Annotated in this window: 14 protein-coding genes; 2 read left to right on the plus strand and 12 right to left on the minus strand. The window is 67.9% G+C overall.

What is annotated here, in order from left to right; translation table 11 throughout:
* Window positions 1–23: 23 nt before the first annotated feature.
* From ACYVII_RS12905 to ACYVII_RS12915, 3 genes are read right to left on the minus strand one after another with little or no spacing between them, the layout of a single operon-like run.
* Window positions 24–950: a metal ABC transporter permease gene (locus tag ACYVII_RS12905; protein ID WP_460535653.1), complete on the minus strand. Its 927-nt coding sequence runs from the start codon at window positions 948–950 to the stop codon at window positions 24–26.
* A complete protein-coding gene (locus tag ACYVII_RS12910; RefSeq protein ID WP_460535720.1) occupies window positions 947–1861 on the minus strand; it encodes a metal ABC transporter ATP-binding protein in 915 nt (304 codons plus the stop codon). Before ACYVII_RS12910 ends, ACYVII_RS12905 begins: the two co-directional genes overlap by 4 nt.
* Window positions 1862–1872: 11 nt before the next feature.
* A complete protein-coding gene (locus tag ACYVII_RS12915) occupies window positions 1873–2832 on the minus strand; it encodes a TroA family protein (RefSeq protein WP_460535655.1) in 960 nt (319 codons plus the stop codon).
* A 195-nt stretch (window positions 2833–3027) separates the two neighbouring features.
* Between ACYVII_RS12915 and ACYVII_RS12920 the strand changes: the two genes are divergently transcribed.
* Complete coding sequence (locus tag ACYVII_RS12920) at window positions 3028–3972, plus strand: 5'-3' exonuclease (protein ID WP_460535657.1); 945 nt, start codon at window positions 3028–3030, stop codon at window positions 3970–3972.
* 107 nt (window positions 3973–4079) lie between these two features.
* Here the strand turns inward: ACYVII_RS12920 and ACYVII_RS12925 are convergent, their stop codons facing one another.
* From ACYVII_RS12925 to ACYVII_RS12960, 8 genes are all read right to left on the minus strand, one after another.
* The gene (locus tag ACYVII_RS12925) at window positions 4080–6266 is read right to left on the minus strand and encodes an ABC transporter ATP-binding protein (RefSeq protein ID WP_460535659.1); all 2187 of its coding nucleotides are present in this window, start codon (window positions 6264–6266) and stop codon (window positions 4080–4082) included.
* A 27-nt stretch (window positions 6267–6293) separates the two neighbouring features.
* Window positions 6294–7226 carry an ABC transporter permease gene (locus ACYVII_RS12930; RefSeq protein ID WP_460535661.1) on the minus strand — a complete coding sequence of 311 codons (933 nt, stop codon included), beginning with the start codon at window positions 7224–7226 and terminating at the stop codon, window positions 6294–6296.
* Entirely contained in the window at window positions 7223–8167 is a 945-nt protein-coding gene (locus ACYVII_RS12935; protein ID WP_460535663.1) for an ABC transporter permease, read from the minus strand. The genes ACYVII_RS12930 and ACYVII_RS12935 overlap by 4 nt, the downstream gene beginning before the upstream one ends.
* 50 nt (window positions 8168–8217) lie before the next feature.
* Complete coding sequence (locus ACYVII_RS12940; protein WP_460535665.1) at window positions 8218–9999, minus strand: periplasmic substrate-binding domain-containing protein; 1782 nt, start codon at window positions 9997–9999, stop codon at window positions 8218–8220.
* Window positions 10000–10472: 473 nt separating this feature from the next.
* On the minus strand, window positions 10473–11846 hold the full coding sequence (locus ACYVII_RS12945) for a dihydrolipoamide acetyltransferase family protein (protein ID WP_460535667.1): 1374 nt from the start codon (window positions 11844–11846) through the stop codon (window positions 10473–10475).
* A gap of 60 nt (window positions 11847–11906) precedes the next feature.
* On the minus strand, window positions 11907–12866 hold the full coding sequence (locus ACYVII_RS12950) for an alpha-ketoacid dehydrogenase subunit beta (RefSeq protein ID WP_460535723.1): 960 nt from the start codon (window positions 12864–12866) through the stop codon (window positions 11907–11909).
* Between the two features lie 77 nt (window positions 12867–12943).
* Window positions 12944–14131 (minus strand): thiamine pyrophosphate-dependent dehydrogenase E1 component subunit alpha, encoded by a 1188-nt coding sequence (locus tag ACYVII_RS12955; protein WP_460535669.1) that lies wholly within the window; start codon window positions 14129–14131, stop codon window positions 12944–12946.
* A gap of 5 nt (window positions 14132–14136) precedes the next feature.
* The gene (locus ACYVII_RS12960; protein WP_460535671.1) at window positions 14137–15243 is read right to left on the minus strand and encodes a histidinol-phosphate transaminase; all 1107 of its coding nucleotides are present in this window, start codon (window positions 15241–15243) and stop codon (window positions 14137–14139) included.
* Window positions 15244–15325: 82 nt separating this feature from the next.
* Between ACYVII_RS12960 and ACYVII_RS12965 the strand changes: the two genes are divergently transcribed.
* Entirely contained in the window at window positions 15326–15718 is a 393-nt protein-coding gene (locus tag ACYVII_RS12965; RefSeq protein ID WP_460535673.1) for a phage holin family protein, read from the plus strand.
* A 122-nt stretch (window positions 15719–15840) separates the two neighbouring features.
* Here the strand turns inward: ACYVII_RS12965 and ACYVII_RS12970 are convergent, their stop codons facing one another.
* The gene (locus tag ACYVII_RS12970) at window positions 15841–17325 is read right to left on the minus strand and encodes a hypothetical protein (protein WP_460535675.1); all 1485 of its coding nucleotides are present in this window, start codon (window positions 17323–17325) and stop codon (window positions 15841–15843) included.
* Window positions 17326–17331: the final 6 nt, after the last annotated feature.

Raw genomic sequence — 17331 nt, forward strand, 5'->3', positions numbered from 1 at the left:
TCGAACCTCCTCACGCAACCGGATCATCGAGCCGCCTCCGCGGGAACGGGCGCGCGATCCGCCGCGCCGGCCGCCGGCATCCGTCTGCCGCTGACGCCCCGGCGCTTGCGCGACCACGCGATCACCCGGCACACCAGGTAGATGAGGAACGAGATCGTGGTGACGTAGGGGCTGATCGGCACGGATCCACCGAGCGCGAGCATGATCCCGCCCACCATCGACACAACGCCGAACGCCACGCTGAGCAGCGGGACCACCAGTGGCGACGACGACACCTTGAGCGCGGCCGCGGCGGGCGTCACCAGGATCGACAGCACCAGCAGCGCGCCGACTATCTGCACCGAGACCGCCACTGCGAGCCCGAGCAGCAGCATGAAGACGATGGAGAGCGTACGGGTCGGGACTCCGCGGGCGGCCGCCACGTCGGCATCCAGGCTGGCGAACGTGAGCGGACGCCACACCACGAGAAGCCCGGCGAGCACGACGATCGAGATCACCAGCAGAGCGCCGATCTGCGGGTTGTCGATCGCGACGATCTGCCCGGTGAGCAGCCCGAACTTGTTGGCCGAGCGTCCCGGATAGAGAGCCAGGCACAGGATGCCCAAGCCCAGTCCGAACGGCATCAGCACGGCCGTGATGGAGTTGCGTTCGCGGGCGCGGGACCCGAGCACCCCGATCAGGAGCGCGGCGATCAGCGATCCGACCAGGGATCCTTGCACCACACCGACGCCGAGCAGCAGACCGGCGGATGCCCCGGCGAATGAGAGCTCGCTGATGCCGTGCACCGCGAACGCCATGTCGCGCGACATCACGAACACGCCGATCAGCCCGCCGACGAGGCCGAGCACGGCCCCCGCCAGGATCGAGTTGTGCAGCAGCACGACCAGTTGCCCGTAGTCGGTGAAGTTGAAGATTTGGCTCCACCAACCGGCGGCATCCGCGTGGATCATCGCCCCGCCTCCTCGTACACGTCGTGGTCGTGATCGTCGTGGTGCGGATCGTGATGCTCGTCGTGGTGGGCGTGCGATCCGTCGGGGTGCGCGCCGGGAGCATCCGATGTGCCGACCACGACGATGCGGCCGCGGGTGCGGATGACGTCTACCGGGGAGTCGTACAGCTCGCTGAGCACCTCGCTGCGCAGCACCTGGTCGGGCGTGCCGATGCGGAACTTGCCGCCAGCGAGGTACAGCACGCGATCGACGAGGTCGAGCACCGGGTTCACGTCGTGCGTCACGAAGAGCACGCCGAGCTGGCGCTCCCGCCTGTGCCGGTCGATCAGCTCGCTCACCGCGCGCTGATGCGCGATGTCGAGCGAGAGCAGCGGCTCGTCGCAGAGGAGCATCCGCGGGTCGCCTGCGAGGGCCTGCCCCACGCGCAACCTCTGCTGCTCGCCGCCGGAGAGCGTAGCGATCGGCACCTTCGCGTACGCGGCCGCGCCGACGGCATGCAGCAACCCGTCGATGCGTTCGCGCCTGCGTCTCGACGGCCAGGGGACGCCCCATCGGTGGCCGTCCACGCCGAGCCCGATCAGGTCGCGGGCGCGCAGCGGGGTGCCCTCGTCTGCCATCCGCTGCTGCGGAATGTAGCCGATGCGCCGGTTGCCGCGGGTCACGGGTTCGCCGAGGAACTCGATCGATCCTGACACGAGCCTCTGCTGCCCGAGGATGACCTTGAGCAGGCTGGTCTTGCCCGATCCGTTCGCGCCGAGCACGGCGATGAACTCGCCGGCGTGCACGTCGAGGTCGAGGCCGGACCACAGCGTGCGCTCGCCGAATCCGAGTGTCGCGTCGCGCAAGCTGAGGACCGTCTCGAGAGATGCGGATGGCGCGGGTTCGTTGTCCGCCTGCGCTTCGGCGGCCAGTTCAGAGATGCTCACGATGTTGCCTTTCCGAGTGCGGCGCCGATCGCGTCGAGGTTGGCGCGCATCCAGGTGAGATAGGTCTTACCCGCCGGCAGCGTCTCGGCGACGGGCACGAGCGGCACGTCGTTCGCCTTCGCCGCGTCCACCACCTTCTGGGTCTGAGCACCGGCCGTCTGGTCGTTGTACGCCAGGAGTGCGACGGAGCGCGAGGAGAAGAGGTCGAGCGTCTGCTGCAGAACGGACGGCGCGACATCCGTGTCGTTCTCGATCGCCTCGCTGAACTTCTTCGGCGTCTTGTTCACGAGCCCGATCGCGTTCAGCATGTACAGCGGCACCGGCTCGGTGATGGCGGCCCCCCTGCCCGCGTACTGGCGCTTCAGCTGCGCCTCCGTGCCTTTCAGCGCCGAGACGGATGCCTCGAATCTCTTTTCGTTCGCCTCGAACGTCGACCGGTCGGCAGGGCGCGCCTTCGCGTAGGCGGTCGCAAATCGCTGCGCCACCTTGTCGACGGTGGGGAAGTCGTACCAGAGGTGCTCGTTGAACTCGCCGTCGGACGGATGCTGGTCGTAGCCGGAGAGATCGGCCGCGTTCAGCACGACGGGCTTCGTGCGCAGCGAGGCGAGCATCTCGTCGACGAAGTCGTCGTATCCGCCACCGTTCACGACCACGATCTCGGCTTTCGACAGGGCGAGCTGATTCTGGCCGCTGACTTGGTACTCGTGCGGATCCTTGTCGGGGTCGTCAATGATCGATGTCACCTCGACCTTGTCGCCGCCGATCTGCTTCGCGACATCTCCCCACACGTCGGTGGAGGCGACGACGTCGATGCGACCGGATGTGGAACCAGACGCGGGGTCGCCGGATGCCGCTTGCGAGCATCCGGTCAGGGTGCCGGTCGTCAGCGCGGCCACGGCGAGCGTGGCCGCGGCCAGCGTGGTGGATCGGGCAGAGATGAAGGCAAGGCGCTTCATGGAGGTGGGATACCTGTCTAAGTCGCTGTTCCGGTGACGCGCGGAAGGATGTTCACCCACGCTGAGCGGTCGATGTCGCGACTGCCGTCGACCGCTTATTGATAATGATACTCAAAAGCAGCAAGGCTCGCACGCGATGGATGAACAGCAGAGTGCGCGTCCTCCGCGACGGCATGTGGTGACAGGATCGACACCATGACCGGCCGCCTCATGCTGCTCGACACCGCCTCGCTGTACTTCCGCGCGTTCTACGGAGTGCCGGAGAGCGTGAAGTCGCCCGACGGGATGCCGGTCAACGGCATCCGCGGACTACTCGACATCATCGCGAAGCTCGTCACCGACTTCGAGCCGACCGCGCTGGTGGCGTGCTGGGACGACGACTGGCGCCCGCGCTGGCGCGTCGATCTCATCCCGTCGTACAAGGCGCATCGTGTCGCCCGGCTCGTGCCGGGCGGCGTCGACGTGGAGGAGACGCCCGCGGGACTCGTGCCGCAGATCCCGGTCATCCGCGACCTGCTCGGCGAACTGGGCATCGCCGTGGTCGGCGCTGCCCAGGCCGAAGCCGACGACGTGATCGGATGCCTCGCGCGCCGTGCGCAGCAACCCGTCGACGTGGTCACGGGCGACCGCGACCTGTTCCAACTCGTGGACGACGCGAACGGCGTGCGCATCATCTACACGGCCCGCGGCATGAGCAAGCTCGAGCTGGTGACGGATGACGTCGTCGAGGCGAAGTACGGCATCTCGCCACGGCAGTACGCGGCGTTCGCTGCCATGCGCGGCGACCCATCCGACGGGCTGCCGGGCGTCGCCGGGATCGGCGAGAAGTCCGCGGCAGGGCTCCTGCGCGAGTTCGGGGATCTCGAGGGCATCCTCACTGCGGCGAACGACCCGGCTACGCCGATGGGTGCCGGCGTGCGTGCGAAGCTGATGGCATCCACGGAGTATCTCGAGCGGGCCGTTCCCGCCATCGCGGTGGGCGAGCGGGTGGACCTGCCCGAGGTGGACGGCACGCTACGGGCTCTGGATGCCGCGCAGCTGGCATCCGTGTACTCCATCGGCGAGCGCTACGGGCTGGGCAGCGCGCTCGACCGCGCGCTGAAGGCGCTGGGCACCGCGGCCGAGGCCAGCGGGCGCTAGTCGCGAGACCTGCCCCCTGCCTCGTCGCGAGACTAGCTGAACAGGACGAGACCGGGCGCAGTGCGCCTAGTACAAGAGCAAACAGCTAGTCTCACTGACCGGGCCGTTCACGCCCCGGACGCGCCGCCCGCCCTCGCCGAGCCCGTCGTGCGCACCTCGCCGAGCACGGATGCCGGCATGGCCGCCGCCGTACCGGGCAACAGCGGGAAGTGGCACGCCACCATGTGCGGCACCGCACCCGGTGGCGCAGGTGTCGGCTCCTGTGAGCTGCCACCGCCGACGCGCAGCAACGGTTCCACCTGGGCGCAGATCTCCTGCGCCATCGGGCAGCGGGTGCGGAACCGGCATCCACTCGGCGGATCGATGGCCGACGGGATCTCGCCGCGCACGCCGAGCTCCGCCTTCGCCTTCTCGACGACCGGGTCCGCGATCGGGATGGTGTCGATGAGCCCGCGCGTGTAGTGATGCTGCGGCGACGAGTACACCGACGCCGCGGGGCCGATCTCGACCAGCTTGCCGAGGTACATCACGGCGATCACGTCGGAGAGGTAGCGCACGACGGAGAGATCGTGGCTGATGAAGAGGTAGGTGAGGCTGCGCTCTTCCTGCAACTCCTTCATGAGGTTCAGCACCTGCGCCTGGATCGAGACGTCGAGTGCCGACACCGGCTCGTCGGCGACGATCAGCCCCGGCTCCAGTGCGAGAGCCCGCGCGAGCCCGATGCGCTGGCGCTGCCCGCCGGAGAACTCGTGCGGGTAGCGCTCGCCGGCGCGGGCAGGCAGACCGACGTCGGCGAGCAGTTCGTCCACGCGGCGGTCGCGATCGCGCGACGTGCCGACGTGCTGGATCTCCAGGGGCTCGCGCAGGATCGAGCGAACGCGCATCCGTGGATCCAGAGACGCGTACGAGTCCTGGAACATGAACTGCACGTTGCGCCGCGCCTCTTGCCGGTCGCGACCGCGCCGCCGGTCGAGTCGCCGCCCGCGGAACAGGATCTCGCCACCGGACGGCGTCTCCAGCCCGACGACAAGGCGACCCAGCGTGGTCTTGCCGCACCCGGACTCCCCGACCAGCCCGACTGTGTGGCCGCGCGGGATCGCGAAGCTGACGTTCGCCACGGCGCTGACCGCGCCCACCTTCCTGCGTAGCACGGCGCCAGCTGTGACCGGAAAGTCCTTCACGAGGCCCTTCACCTGCAACAGAGGCACCCCGTCTTCGGGAATGAAGCGTGTCGGCGCGACCCAGGTGCGGGCATCCGTGTCGGCGGGCTGCAGCGCCGCCGCATGCCTCGCCATGAGCTCGTCGGGCGACGGCAGTGGTTCGGTGCGCGGCACGAAGCACGCGTACTGCTGGATGCCGTCGTCGTGCCTGATGCGGTCGAAGTGCGGCACCTCTGTGCGGCACCGGTCGACGGCGAAACGGCAGCGCGGCGCGAACCGGCACGCGGGCGGCGGGTCGACGAGGTCCGGCGGCAGTCCGGGGATCGAGTAGAGGCGGGCATCCGCTCCTGCGGCGCGCTCTGGCAGCGACTCGAACAGCGCCTCGGTGTAGCGGTGCCGCGGCTCGCGGAACAGCGTTCGAGTACCAGCCGCCTCCGCCACCTTGCCCGCGTACATCACGACGACGCGGTCGGCGCGACCCGCGATCACGCCGAGGTCGTGCGTGACCAGGATGACCGCCATGCCGAAGTCCCGCCGCAGCCCGTCGATCAGCTCGAGGATCTGCTTCTGCACCGTGACATCGAGCGCCGTCGTCGGCTCGTCCGCGATCAGCAGCTTCGGCCTGCAGATCAGCGCCATCGCTATCATCACGCGCTGCCGCTGTCCTCCGGAGAGCTGGTGCGGGTAGCTCTTCATGCGCCGTTCCGCGTTCGGGATGCCCACCATGCGCAGCATCTCCAGCACCGGTTCGCGCGCCTCGGCTCGCGACATCCCACGGTGCAGCAACAGCGGTTCGGCCACCTGGTCGCCGATGGTCTGCACCGGGTTGAGGCTCGTCATCGGGTCTTGGAAGATCATGCCGATGTCACCGCCGCGAATCTCCCGCATCGTCGACTCCGGCGCCTTGACGAGGTCGAGCCCGTCGAACAGGATGCTGCCGCCCACGATGTGACCGCCCGGCGGCAACAGTCGCTCGATAGACATCGCGGTCATGGTCTTGCCGCATCCGGACTCGCCGACGAGCCCGACGGTCTGCCCGGCGCCCACGCTGAACGTAACGTCGTCGAGCGCGTGCACGACCGACTTGCTGAGCCGGATGTCCGTGCTCAGCCCGTTGATCTCCAGCAGCGCCATCGGCGCCTCCCCTCTACTCGGCGCGTGTCAACGCCGCTGCAACCGCACCTCGACCGAGTCCCGCAGCCCGTCGCCGACCAGGTTCACGGCGACGACCACGAGGATGATCGCGATGCCGGGCGGGTAGATCAGCCACCAGTAGTTCAGGAAGACGAACTGCGTGCCCTTGCTGAGCATCCCGCCCCAGTCGGTCGCCGGCGGCGAGATGCCGAGCCCGAGGAAGCCGAGGTAGGCGACGAGCAGGATGGCGTCGGCCACCTGGAACGTCGCGTTCACGATGACCGTGCCGACCACGTTCGGCATGATGTGCCTGGTCACGGAGCGCCAGCTCGATCCGCCCATCACACGCACCGCCTCCACGTACTCCCTCACGCGCAGGGTCAGCGACTCACCGCGTACGAGTCGCGCAGGCACCAGCCAGGCGGTGAGCCCGATCACCACGATCATGACCGGCAGCGACGGCGTCACGATGGTGACGAGGAACAGCAGCAGGAACAGGATCGGGATCGCGAGGATCGCGTCGACGATGCGCATCATGACGGCATCCACCACCCCGCCGAAGAATCCGGCGATGGCGCCCCAGATCGTGCCGACGATGGTAGCGACGGCCGCGGCCGCGAAGCCGACGATGAGCGACACCTGACCGCCGACCATCAGCCTGCCGAGCACGTCGTAGCCCGAGCTGTCGGTGCCGAGCGGATGCCCCGCCCCTGGCGGCAGGTTCGCGTCCAGCAGGTGCACTGTCACCTGGTCCGTCGGGTAGACCAGCGGCCCGGCGAAGCAGAACAGCACGGCGAGCGCCACAACGACGATTCCGGCGACGGCGAGGCGGTTCTGCACGAACACCTCGAGGCCGAGGCGGAACATGCTCTTCGGCTTTGTCGAGGTGATCGCGCCGAGCGTCGGCTCCGCGGGAGGCGTAGGGCCGACGTCGGTCTCCATGGCGAGTGGTCGGGTCATAGTTTCACTCTCGGATCCACGGCCAGCAGCAGCAGGTCGGCGATGAGGTTGCCGATCACCGTCGCGAAGGCTGTGACGATGACGACGCCGAGCTCCACCGGGTAGTCGGACTGCTGCGCCGCGTTCCAGAACAGCAGCCCCATGCCGGGGAAGTTGAAGATGGACTCCGTGATCAGCGCGCCGGCGAACAACGCGGGCAGCGACAGCCCGAGCAGCGTGATGATCGGGATGAGCGCGTTGCGCAGCACGTGCCCCCACAGCACCCGGGTGCCCGAAGCCCCTTTCGCACGCGCCGTGCGAACGTAGTCCTGATTGATGTTGTCGAGCACGGATGACCGCATGTAGCGGGAGAAGCCCGCGATTCCCAGGAGCGCGAGCGTGACGATGGGCAGGATCATCGCGTCGAACTGCTGGAAGATCGGTACCACCCCGTCGGACTGCGGGGCCTCGGGCGGGAACCATCCGAGTGTGGATGAGAACACCTCGATCATGATCAACCCGAGGAAGAACGTCGGCGCCGCGTAGAAGACGAACGACGCCCCGGTGAGCACGTAGTCGAGGAACCGGTTGCGCCGAACGGCCTGGTAGATGCCGATCGGCACGGCGACGAGCACGGTGAGCGCAAGCGCGAACGCTGCGAGGATGATCGTCTTCGGCAGCCGCTGACCCAGGAGCGACCCGACCGACTGGTTCAGCTTGTATGAGAAGCCGAAGTCACCGGTCAGCCATCCGCCCAAGGTGGTGAAGTACTGCACCACGAGCGGCTGATTCAGCCCGTTCTGCTTGTTGAACAGCGCGATCTGCGCGGAGGTCGCGCGCGGGCCCAGGATCGCGCGCGCGGCCCCGCCGGGCAGGGAGTGCAGCAGAATGAACACGATGACGGTCACCACGAAGACCACGAGCACGGCCTGAGCGAGACGCCTGAGGGCGTATCCGATCATGATCGTTCACCTGCGTCCCGCTAGGCCGTCGCCCTCCTCCGTGGCCCGGATCAGTAGTGCCATGTCTCCGGCTTGATCGACCCGTACGGGTTGTTCTGGAATCCCTTCAGCCCGCCGGCCACCTCGACGAGCGAGTAGGTGTAGTTGGGCTGGTAGATCACCGGAACGTTCTTCGCCATGAAGTCCTCGTACGCGTGCAGCACGGCATCCCCGCTCTGCACGTTCGTGGCCTCGATCAGCTTGTCGAGCGTGGGGTTGGAGTAGCTGCCCGAGTTCGACCCTGCGCCGGTGGCGAACAGCAGTTCGCCGGTCGGGTAGTAGTCGGGCGCGTACACCCAGCCGCCGCCCCAGTTGCCCATCTGCCAGGTGCAGGTCGGTCCGGAGCACGGCACCGCGGTGGAGGTCACCGAGTTGAACGGCTCCGACTTGAGGTTGAGCGTGATGCCCACCTGGGCTGCGTTGGATTTCAGCGACGCCATGGCCGTGTCGATGGTCGCGTTGCCGCTGGCGTACGGCAGGTTGAACGTGAGTGCCGCGCCGGCGGGGATGCCCGCGCCGCAGTCACCCTTCGCGGTGCCCGGCTTTGTGCAGGTGGTCTTGCCGTTCTTCACGACGTTCCAGCCGTTGTCGGTGAGGTACTTCTTCGCGCTGGAGATGCTGAACGGGTACGGGTTGGACTTCTCCGTGGAGGAGACCAGCGAACTCGACGGGAACAACGGCACCGGGCCGTAGGTCGGAAGGCCGTAGCCCTTGGCCGTGGACTTGATGATGCCTTCCTGGTCGACCAGGGACTGGAACGCCTGACGGAAGTAGAGCTGCTTGAAGATCGGGCCCACCGTCGGGTTGTTGTAGTTGATCGGGAAGTAGTTGAACCCGTAGAGGAACCACGGCACAAGGTTGTAGTTCTTGCTCAGCGGGTTCGGGCCGCCCACGTTCGGTGCGGTGTTCGCGGGCTTCACCTGGCTGATGTCCTGCGTCGGGATGTAGCCGACGTCGAGGGTGCTTCCGGACCGCAGCACGCTGAACTCGGACGAGTCAGTGGTGAACGGCACCATCTTGAACTGCTTCACCTGCGCCTTGACCGGGCCGGAGTACTTCGGGTTCGGCACGAACGTGACGTGACCGTCCGAGTTGAAGCTGGAAAGCTTCCACGGGCCGTCCACGACAGACCAGATCGGACTACTGGCATACGTCGGCAGATCCTTGCTCTGCGCGGTCAGGTAGGCGAAAACCGCCGCGCATCCGCTCTCGTTCGTCGAGCAGTCGCCCTTCGCCGTGGCACTCGTCATGTCCCATGCCTCGGGCATGGGCGTGATCTGGCTGAGCTGGTTCAGCAGGAACCACTGCTGGCTGTACGCCTTGTCGGTCGTGAGCACGATGGTCGAGCTGTCCGGCGTGGTCGCCGACACGATGTTGTCGGGGAACTGGCCAGGAGCGTAACCGGCGTAGTTCGCCTTCTCCGCCTTGGCCATGTTGATCCAGAACATCACGTCCTGAGCCGTCACGCTCTCGCCGTTGGACCACTTGTACGGGTTCAGCTTGATGGTGATCGTCTTGCCGCCGTTGCTGTAGACCGGCTTCTTGGCCAGGCTCAGCGAGTAGTCGACGCCCGTCTTTCCGTTGTCTCCGTACCAGTACAGCGTTCGGTACATCATCAACTGCATCTCGGAGTTCGTCACGGAGAAGTCCGCGATCGGTGAGAACGGCCAGATCCAGTTCGGAACGGTCGCGGGAGGCAGCGCCCACGAGATCGTCTCCGATGACTTGCCCGGCGCGTTCCCGCTCGCCGACTTCGGCGACGACGAGCCGGACGAGCATCCGACCAGGATCATGGAGACGGCTGAAATCAGAACTCCTGCGAACAGAAGTCGGCGCCGCGCGCCCGATTGTCGAAGATTCATTGCTATGGCCTCCCGCCAATGCGTGCGCGATCCGCGTCTTTGCTCTTGTTCGCGCAACTTCTCTTCTCAGAGTGCGAACCGGAACGTGGGAATCGGCTGGAAGGCAGATTTCATTTCAGGGCATGTGTCTGCACGCGTGCTCAGGCGCGCCGCCCCGCGCCGGTGCTGACCGGCCGTCGGCCCGCCGCTGGCCCGCGAGACTAGCTGTTTGCGACGACACTAGGTGCACGGCGGCCAGTGTCAGTGCAAACACCTAGTGTCGGTGCTCGGGCCGGGCCCAACCAAGCCAGGCCGAGGCTCAGTCAACGCCCGGGCCGGGGCCGGGCCGGCTCGATCAAGCCGGGCCGGGGCTCGATCGGCGCCCCGGCTGGGCGTGGGCCGGCTCCGTCAATCCGGGCCGAGGCTCAATCGAGAAGGAGCGCTGGCTCCTCGATAATCGCGGCGACATCCGCGAGGAAGCGGCTGGCGACATCCCCGTCGACGACCCGGTGATCGAAGGATGCTCCCAGCGTGGTGACGAAGCGCGGGCGCACCTCGCCGTCGACCACCCACGGCTTCTGCTTGATCGTTCCGAGCGCCACGATCGCCACCTCGCCCGGGTTGAGGATGGGCGTCCCGGTGTCCATGCCGAAGACCCCGATGTTCGTGACGGTGATGGTGCCGCCGGCCATCTCGGCGGGCTGCGTCTTGCCATCGCGGGCCGTGATGGTGAGCTGCTCGAGGGCGCCGGCCAGCTCGAGAAGGCTCATCGACTGCACCTCTTTCACGTTCGGCACGATGAGGCCGCGCGGGGTCGCTGCGGCCACGCCGAGGTTGACGAAGTGGTGCACGATGATCTCTTCATCGGTCCACGTCGAGTTCACGGTCGGGTTGCGGCGCACCGCCCAGATGATCGCCTTCGCCATGATCAAGAGCGGTGACACCTTCACACCGGCGAAGTCGGGAGACTTCTTCAGCCGCTGCACGAACTCCATGGTGCGCGTGGCATCCACGTCGACGAAGAGGCTCACGTGCGGAGCCGTGAACGCGCTGGCGACCATCGCGCCGGCGATCGCCTTGCGCACGCCCTTGACCGGAATGCGGTCCTCGCGGGCATCCGGCCACTCCGGAGTCTGGATGTTGCGGAACACGCTCGCCTGGCTGGCCTGCCTGATAACGTCGTCGCGCGTGATCTCGCCGGCGATTCCGGTGCCGGCGACCTGAGCGAGGTCGACGCCGAGGTCTTTGGCGAGCTTGCGGATCGGCGGCTTCGCCACGACGGGCACGGCTCGGGCTGCCGGTACGAGATCTTCCGCGGCCGGAACGTGGCGACCCTCGGGCACCGGACGCTGGCTGCGTCGCCGGCTCGCACCGTGGCCCGCCGACCCGTATCCGACGAGCACGGCGCCGGGCTTCGGTTCGTCGCCATCGCGCTCGATGAGTGCCGACGCATCGGCGCCGGCAGCGGCATCCTGCTCCAACTCGATCTCGTCCACCTGGATGACGTTGTCGAGGCCTTCGGCGCTCTCCACCACGCCAGAGACGGTGCCGCCCGTCATGCCCGCGCCGACGATGATGATCGGCGCGCCGACTTCGACGGTGTCGCCCTCGTTGACGAGCAGGCGGTCGACGACGCCCTCGAACGGCGAGGGCAGTTCGACGAGCGACTTCGCGGTCTCGATCTCGCACAGCACGTCGTTGACGTGCACTGTGTCACCCGCGGCGACCTTCCACGACACGATCTCGGCCTCGGTCAGGCCCTCGCCGACGTCCGGCAGCAGGAACTCGGACTCACTCATGGATTCTCCTTGTGCGGATGTTTCGAGGCGTCGGCTTCGCGTGAGCGCAGCGGATGCCGGTCAGTACGCGAGAGCGCGGTCGACGGCCTCGAGCACACGGTCGGCGTCGGGCAGGTAGGAGTCTTCAAGCTTGGCGGGCGGGAACGGGGTGTCGAAGCCGGAGACGCGGAGCACCGGAGCCTCGAGCGAGTAGAACGCCTTCTCGGCCACGGTCGCGGCGATCTCGCTGCCGAGGCTGGCGAAACCGGGGGCCTCCTGCGCCACGACGAGACGGCCGGTCTTGCGCACGGAGCCGAGCAGCGGACCGAAGTCGATCGGGGAGAGCGAGCGAAGGTCGACGACCTCCACGCTCGTTCCCTCGTCTGCGGCGATCTCGGCCGCACGCAGCAGCACGCTGACCATCGCGCCGTGGCCCACGAGCGTGACATCCGTTCCGGTGCGAACCACGCGGCTGGCGTGCAGCGGGACGGCGCTCGCGGAGAAGTCCACCTCACCCTTCGGCCAGTACCGGCTCTTCGGCTCGAGGAAGATCACCGGATCGTCCGAGCGGCAGGCCTCCTGGATCATCCAGTAGGCGTCGTTCGGTGTCGAGGGGCTCACCACTCTTAGCCCTGGGGTGTGCGCGAAGTAGGCCTCGGGGCTCTCCTGGTGGTGCTCGACCGCACCGATGTGACCGCCGTAGGGGATGCGAATCACCACGGGCATGCGTATCGCACCTTCATGCCGTGCGGTGAGCTTGGCCAGCTGGGTGGTGATCTGGTCGAAGGCGGGGAAGACGAATCCGTCGAACTGGATCTCGCACACAGGCCGGTAGCCGCGCATCGCGAGCCCGATGGCGGTCCCTACGATGCCGGACTCGGCCAGCGGCGTGTCGATCACGCGCTGCGTACCGAACTCCGCCTGCAGTCCCTCGGTGATGCGGAACACGCCGCCGAGCGGCCCGATGTCCTCGCCCATGAGCATGACCTTGGGGTCGTCGGCGAGCGCCTGTCGCAGTCCGGCGTTCAGTGCCTTCGCCATCGGCAGGCTCTCGACACCGCTGCGGAAGGGCGCATGCGCGGATGCCTGCGGCACGGCATCCGCGGTCCTCACGTCGCTCACGCGGTCACCCCCTGCTTGCGACCATGCTCGGGCTCGGGCACCGCGAAGGACTTCTCGTACCGCTCGAGCCACGCCTGCTGTTCGACGACGCTGGCGTGCGGCTCGGAGTAGACGTGTTCGAACGCGACCTCCGCCGTCGGTGCCGTGACCTCGAGTGTGCGACGGCGCACATCGGCCGCATAGTCGGCGGCTTCCTCGTCGACGCCATCGAACCACTCGTCGCCGACGCCACGGCCGGCGAGAAACGTTCGCAGACGCACGATCGGGTCGCGGCCCCGCCAGTGCTCGTCTTCGTCGGCGGAGCGGTACCTCGTGGGGTCATCGCTGGTGGTGTGGGCGCCCATGCGGTAGGTCACGGCTTCGATCAGGCTCGGTCCGTGGCCGCCGCGTGCTTCGTCGAGCTGCTTGGCGCTGACGATGTAGCTGGCCAGCACGTCGTTGCCGTCCAACTGCACGCCGGGGATCCCGAAACCGCTGGAGCGCAGGTACAGCGGGGTGCGGGCTTGCGTCTTGACCGGCACCGAGATGGCCCACTGGTTGTTCTGCAGGAAGAACACCTGCGGGGTCTGGAAGCTCGCGGCGAAGACGAACGACTCGCTGACGTCGCCCTCGGAGCTGGCGCCGTCGCCGAAGTAGACCATGACAGCTTGATCGGATGCGTTGTCCCCGGTTCCCGAGGCGCCGTCGAACTTCACGCCCATCGCGAAGCCCGTCGCGTGCAGCACCTGGGTGCCGAGCACGAGCGTGTAGATGCGCACGTTGCCGTTCTTCGGATCCGTCGGATCCCAGCCTCTGTTCGTGACGCCGCGCATCACCCGGATGATCTCCAGCGGGTCGACGCCGCGGATCATCGTCACAGCGTGCTCGCGATAGGACGGGAAGATGGTGTCCTGCGGTGCCGCCGCGTGCGCGGAACCCACCTGCGCCGCCTCCTGTCCGCTGCTCGGCGGCCATAGGGCGAGCTGGCCCTGCCGCTGCAGGTTGGTGGCTTCGGTGTCGAACCGGCGCACCACGACCATGTCGCGGTAGAAGCGGCGAAAGTCGTCGTCGGTGAGCCGGTCGAGGTAGGGCAGGAACTCGGCGGCGGCATCCGTCGGCTCGAAACGGCCGTCTTCGGTCAGTACCTGCACCGTCGCCGCGGAGAGCCCGGTCGACGACGCGAATCGGTCGTTCGTGGCAGACATCCTCACTAACCTAACTGCTCGGCAGGAGGGCTCTTCCGTAGGTGTTCGACAAGCTCTTCCGTGATCTTTAGAACGCGGTCGACAGATTCCTCCTCGCCTACGCCGACACGGATGCCGTCGGGCACGAACCCGCGCACGGCCAGCCCGGCGTCGAAGAAGCGGTCGATGCCGAGCGCGGTGTGCTCGCCGGTGGGGAGCCAGACGAAGTTGCCCTGGGCATCCGGGATGTCCCAGCCCTGGTGCAGGAGCGCGTCCCGCAACCGCGCTCGGCGCTCGGCGATGACGGCGACGCGCTGGAGCAGCTCATCCTCGCGCTCGAGCGACGCGAGTGCCGCCGCCTGAGCCGTGTCGGTGACGCTCATCGGGATGGCCGTGGAGCGCGCCGCGTTCAGCAGCCGCTCGGGGCCGACCGCGTAGCCGATGCGCAGGCCGGCCAGGCCGTACGCCTTGGAGAATGTGCGCAGCATGACGAGGTTGGGGTAGCGGCCCACGAGCGTGCGCCCGTCCACGTGGCTCGGGTCGGTGATGAACTCCACGTACGCCTCGTCGAGCAGCACCAGCCGGTCGGAGGGTACGGCCGCCATGAACCGCTCGAACTCTTCGGCTGTGACGATCGGCCCGGTCGGGTTGTTCGGCGTGCAGACGATGATGACGCGCGTGCGATCGCTGATGGCTGCGACCATGCCGTCGAGGTCGTGGCGGGCATCCGGAAGCAGCGGGACGGTGACGCTGGATGCCCCCGAGACGGTCACGAGGCCCGGGTACGCCTCGAACGACCGCCACGCGTACAGCACCTCGTCACCGGGGCCTGCGGCGGCGTTGATGAACTGCGAGATCAGCGCAACGGATCCGGCACCCAGGTGCACCTCGGCGGTTCCGACCCCGAACCGTTCGGCCAGCTTGTCCCGGAGGGCGAGGGCTGCGCCGTCGGGGTAGCGGTTCAGCGTGCTCGCTGCGGCGACGGCATCGAGCACACCGGGAAGCGGGTGGAACGGATTCTCGTTGCTCGAGAGCTTGAACCCGTCGGCCGGAGGGACACGGCCCTGTTTGTAGGCAGCGAGGCTGGCGATCTCGGGGCGCAACAGCACCCGCTCGACGTTCTGGGCATCCACAGGGCCAACTTACCGTCGGCATCTGCACGCGCGATGGGCGGGGAGGGTATCGCGGACCGCCGCGACCTGGAACACTGTGCGGATGAGGTTTCTGCTGAAACTGATCATCAACGCATTCGCGCTCTGGGTGACCACCCTGATCGTGAGCGGGGTGACGGTGAAGTCCTACGACCCGATCGGCGGCAACTTTCCGCTCATCCTCACCTATCTGCTGATCGCGCTGATCTTCGGCATAGTGAACGGGATCGTCGGAACGGTCATCCGCATCGTGGCCTTCCCGCTCTACGTGCTCACGCTCGGTCTCATCTCCCTGATCGTCAACGGCCTGCTGCTGCTCATCGTGTCGTGGATCAGCGACGCGATGGGCTTCGGCCTGCACGTGGACGGGTTCTGGAACGGCGTCTGGGCCGCCCTGATCCTGGCGATCATCAGCTGGCTGCTGGGACTCATCTTCCGCCCGGTAATGCGGCGGTGACTGGACACTCGGCGACGGTGATCGTGCCCGCCTGAGCCTGGGGCCCCAACGCCGGAGGCTCGGGGCGCCGCGAAGCGGCGTGTGGAGGGACGTTAGGGACCGGCCGTAGTGTGCGGCTTTTCTCACCACGACCTCCCACCGCCCCCACCGCCTGCCGCTCGGGGGACGACCCGATCGCCGCGGAAGAGCTCGGCGTCGCCGGGCCCGCCCGTCGGGAGCCTGGACAACGCGGCGGCCAGTCGCGGGTCGGCGGCGGCATCCATCTTGTGCGCCGTGGCCGCGTACTCGTTCATCAGGTGTGCGTCGATCGGCGAGGAGTCCGGCGGCACGTCGCCGCTGAACGTCTGTCGCGTGACGACGATGCGGTCGCCTCCGCCCCGGTCGTCGGCGCGCGGGATGCCACCGAGCGCCGGAACGAGGTCGTCCGTGTGTTCGACGGCGACGTCGATGGTGGTCGACGCGACGTCCACACCCGCGGTGGGGGAGCCGAACGTCACGAGTGCCGGGATGTCGTAGTCACCGGACGTCGCGATCGAGGTGGCCACGATGCCGCCCTGCGAATACCCGACGGGGATGACGGTGTCGCCCGGGCGGATGCCCGCCTGCTGCATCGCCAACTCCGTCGCGCGCAGCGACCCCGGGTCGAGCCGGGCCACACCGTTCAGATCGCTGGTCATGTCGAATGGCTCGCCGCCGGCGACAGGGCTGGTGTCGATCGTTCCGCCGACGTACACGACGTAGCTCTGCTTGTCGCCGTCGCCCGGGTAGCGTTCCACGCGCACCTGCGGCGAGTCGCTGCGGGACGGCGGGACGCGCGCGGCCAGGTCGGCGAACCCGGAGGGCGGGGCGACGGTGCTCGACGAGGTGCGCTCCACGTTCACCGGTGTCTCTTTGAAGGCACCGACGGTGCGTCCGGCTCCGACTATGACCGAGCTGCCCCCGCGCAGCCCGAACGCGCCCGTTCCGCGATCGTCGACGAGCGCAGCGAACGGCAGCGGCAGGCCGGCGGTGCCGAGCATCACGTCGTCGGCCGCCGAGACGGCGAACCGGATCGCGGACACTACCCGCGGGTCGCGGAGCAGACTCGCCTTCGACCCGGCCGCATGGCCGAGGTTCTTGAGGAACGTCTGGGGCGAGCCTGCAACCAGGCTGCCGATGCTGAGGGCGGCAGCGAACGTGGCGAGCAGTTCGGGCAATGCGAGCATCGCGGCGAGGGCCGCCAGCGGCGCAAGCCGGCCGAACGCCCACCCCGCGACTGTGCTGAGGTCGGCGATGCGGGCATCCGCGTTGCGATCGGCGGCGTCGTACTGCCCGGCGGCCTCGAGCAGCCCTTCGGCGAGACGCTTCGACTGCGAGGCTGCGGAGCGGATGCCGGTGGCCGCCACCTGCGCAAGCCGCGCGGCATCCTGCACCGCGATCGTCACCAGGGTGGTTCCCGGAGGAAGGTCGGACCCGAGCGCGAGCGCGGGGCGCAACGCATACGCGAGCTCGTCGAGGGTGCCGCTCAGCGAGGCGAGAGAGGCGCGGGCGACCAGCAGGGCATCCGAGGTGACCTCCGTGCTGCCGCCGGAGATGGTGATGTCGGAGACGGTGATGTCGTCGGACATGCGCCT

Source organism: Humibacter ginsengiterrae (genome assembly GCF_054780115.1).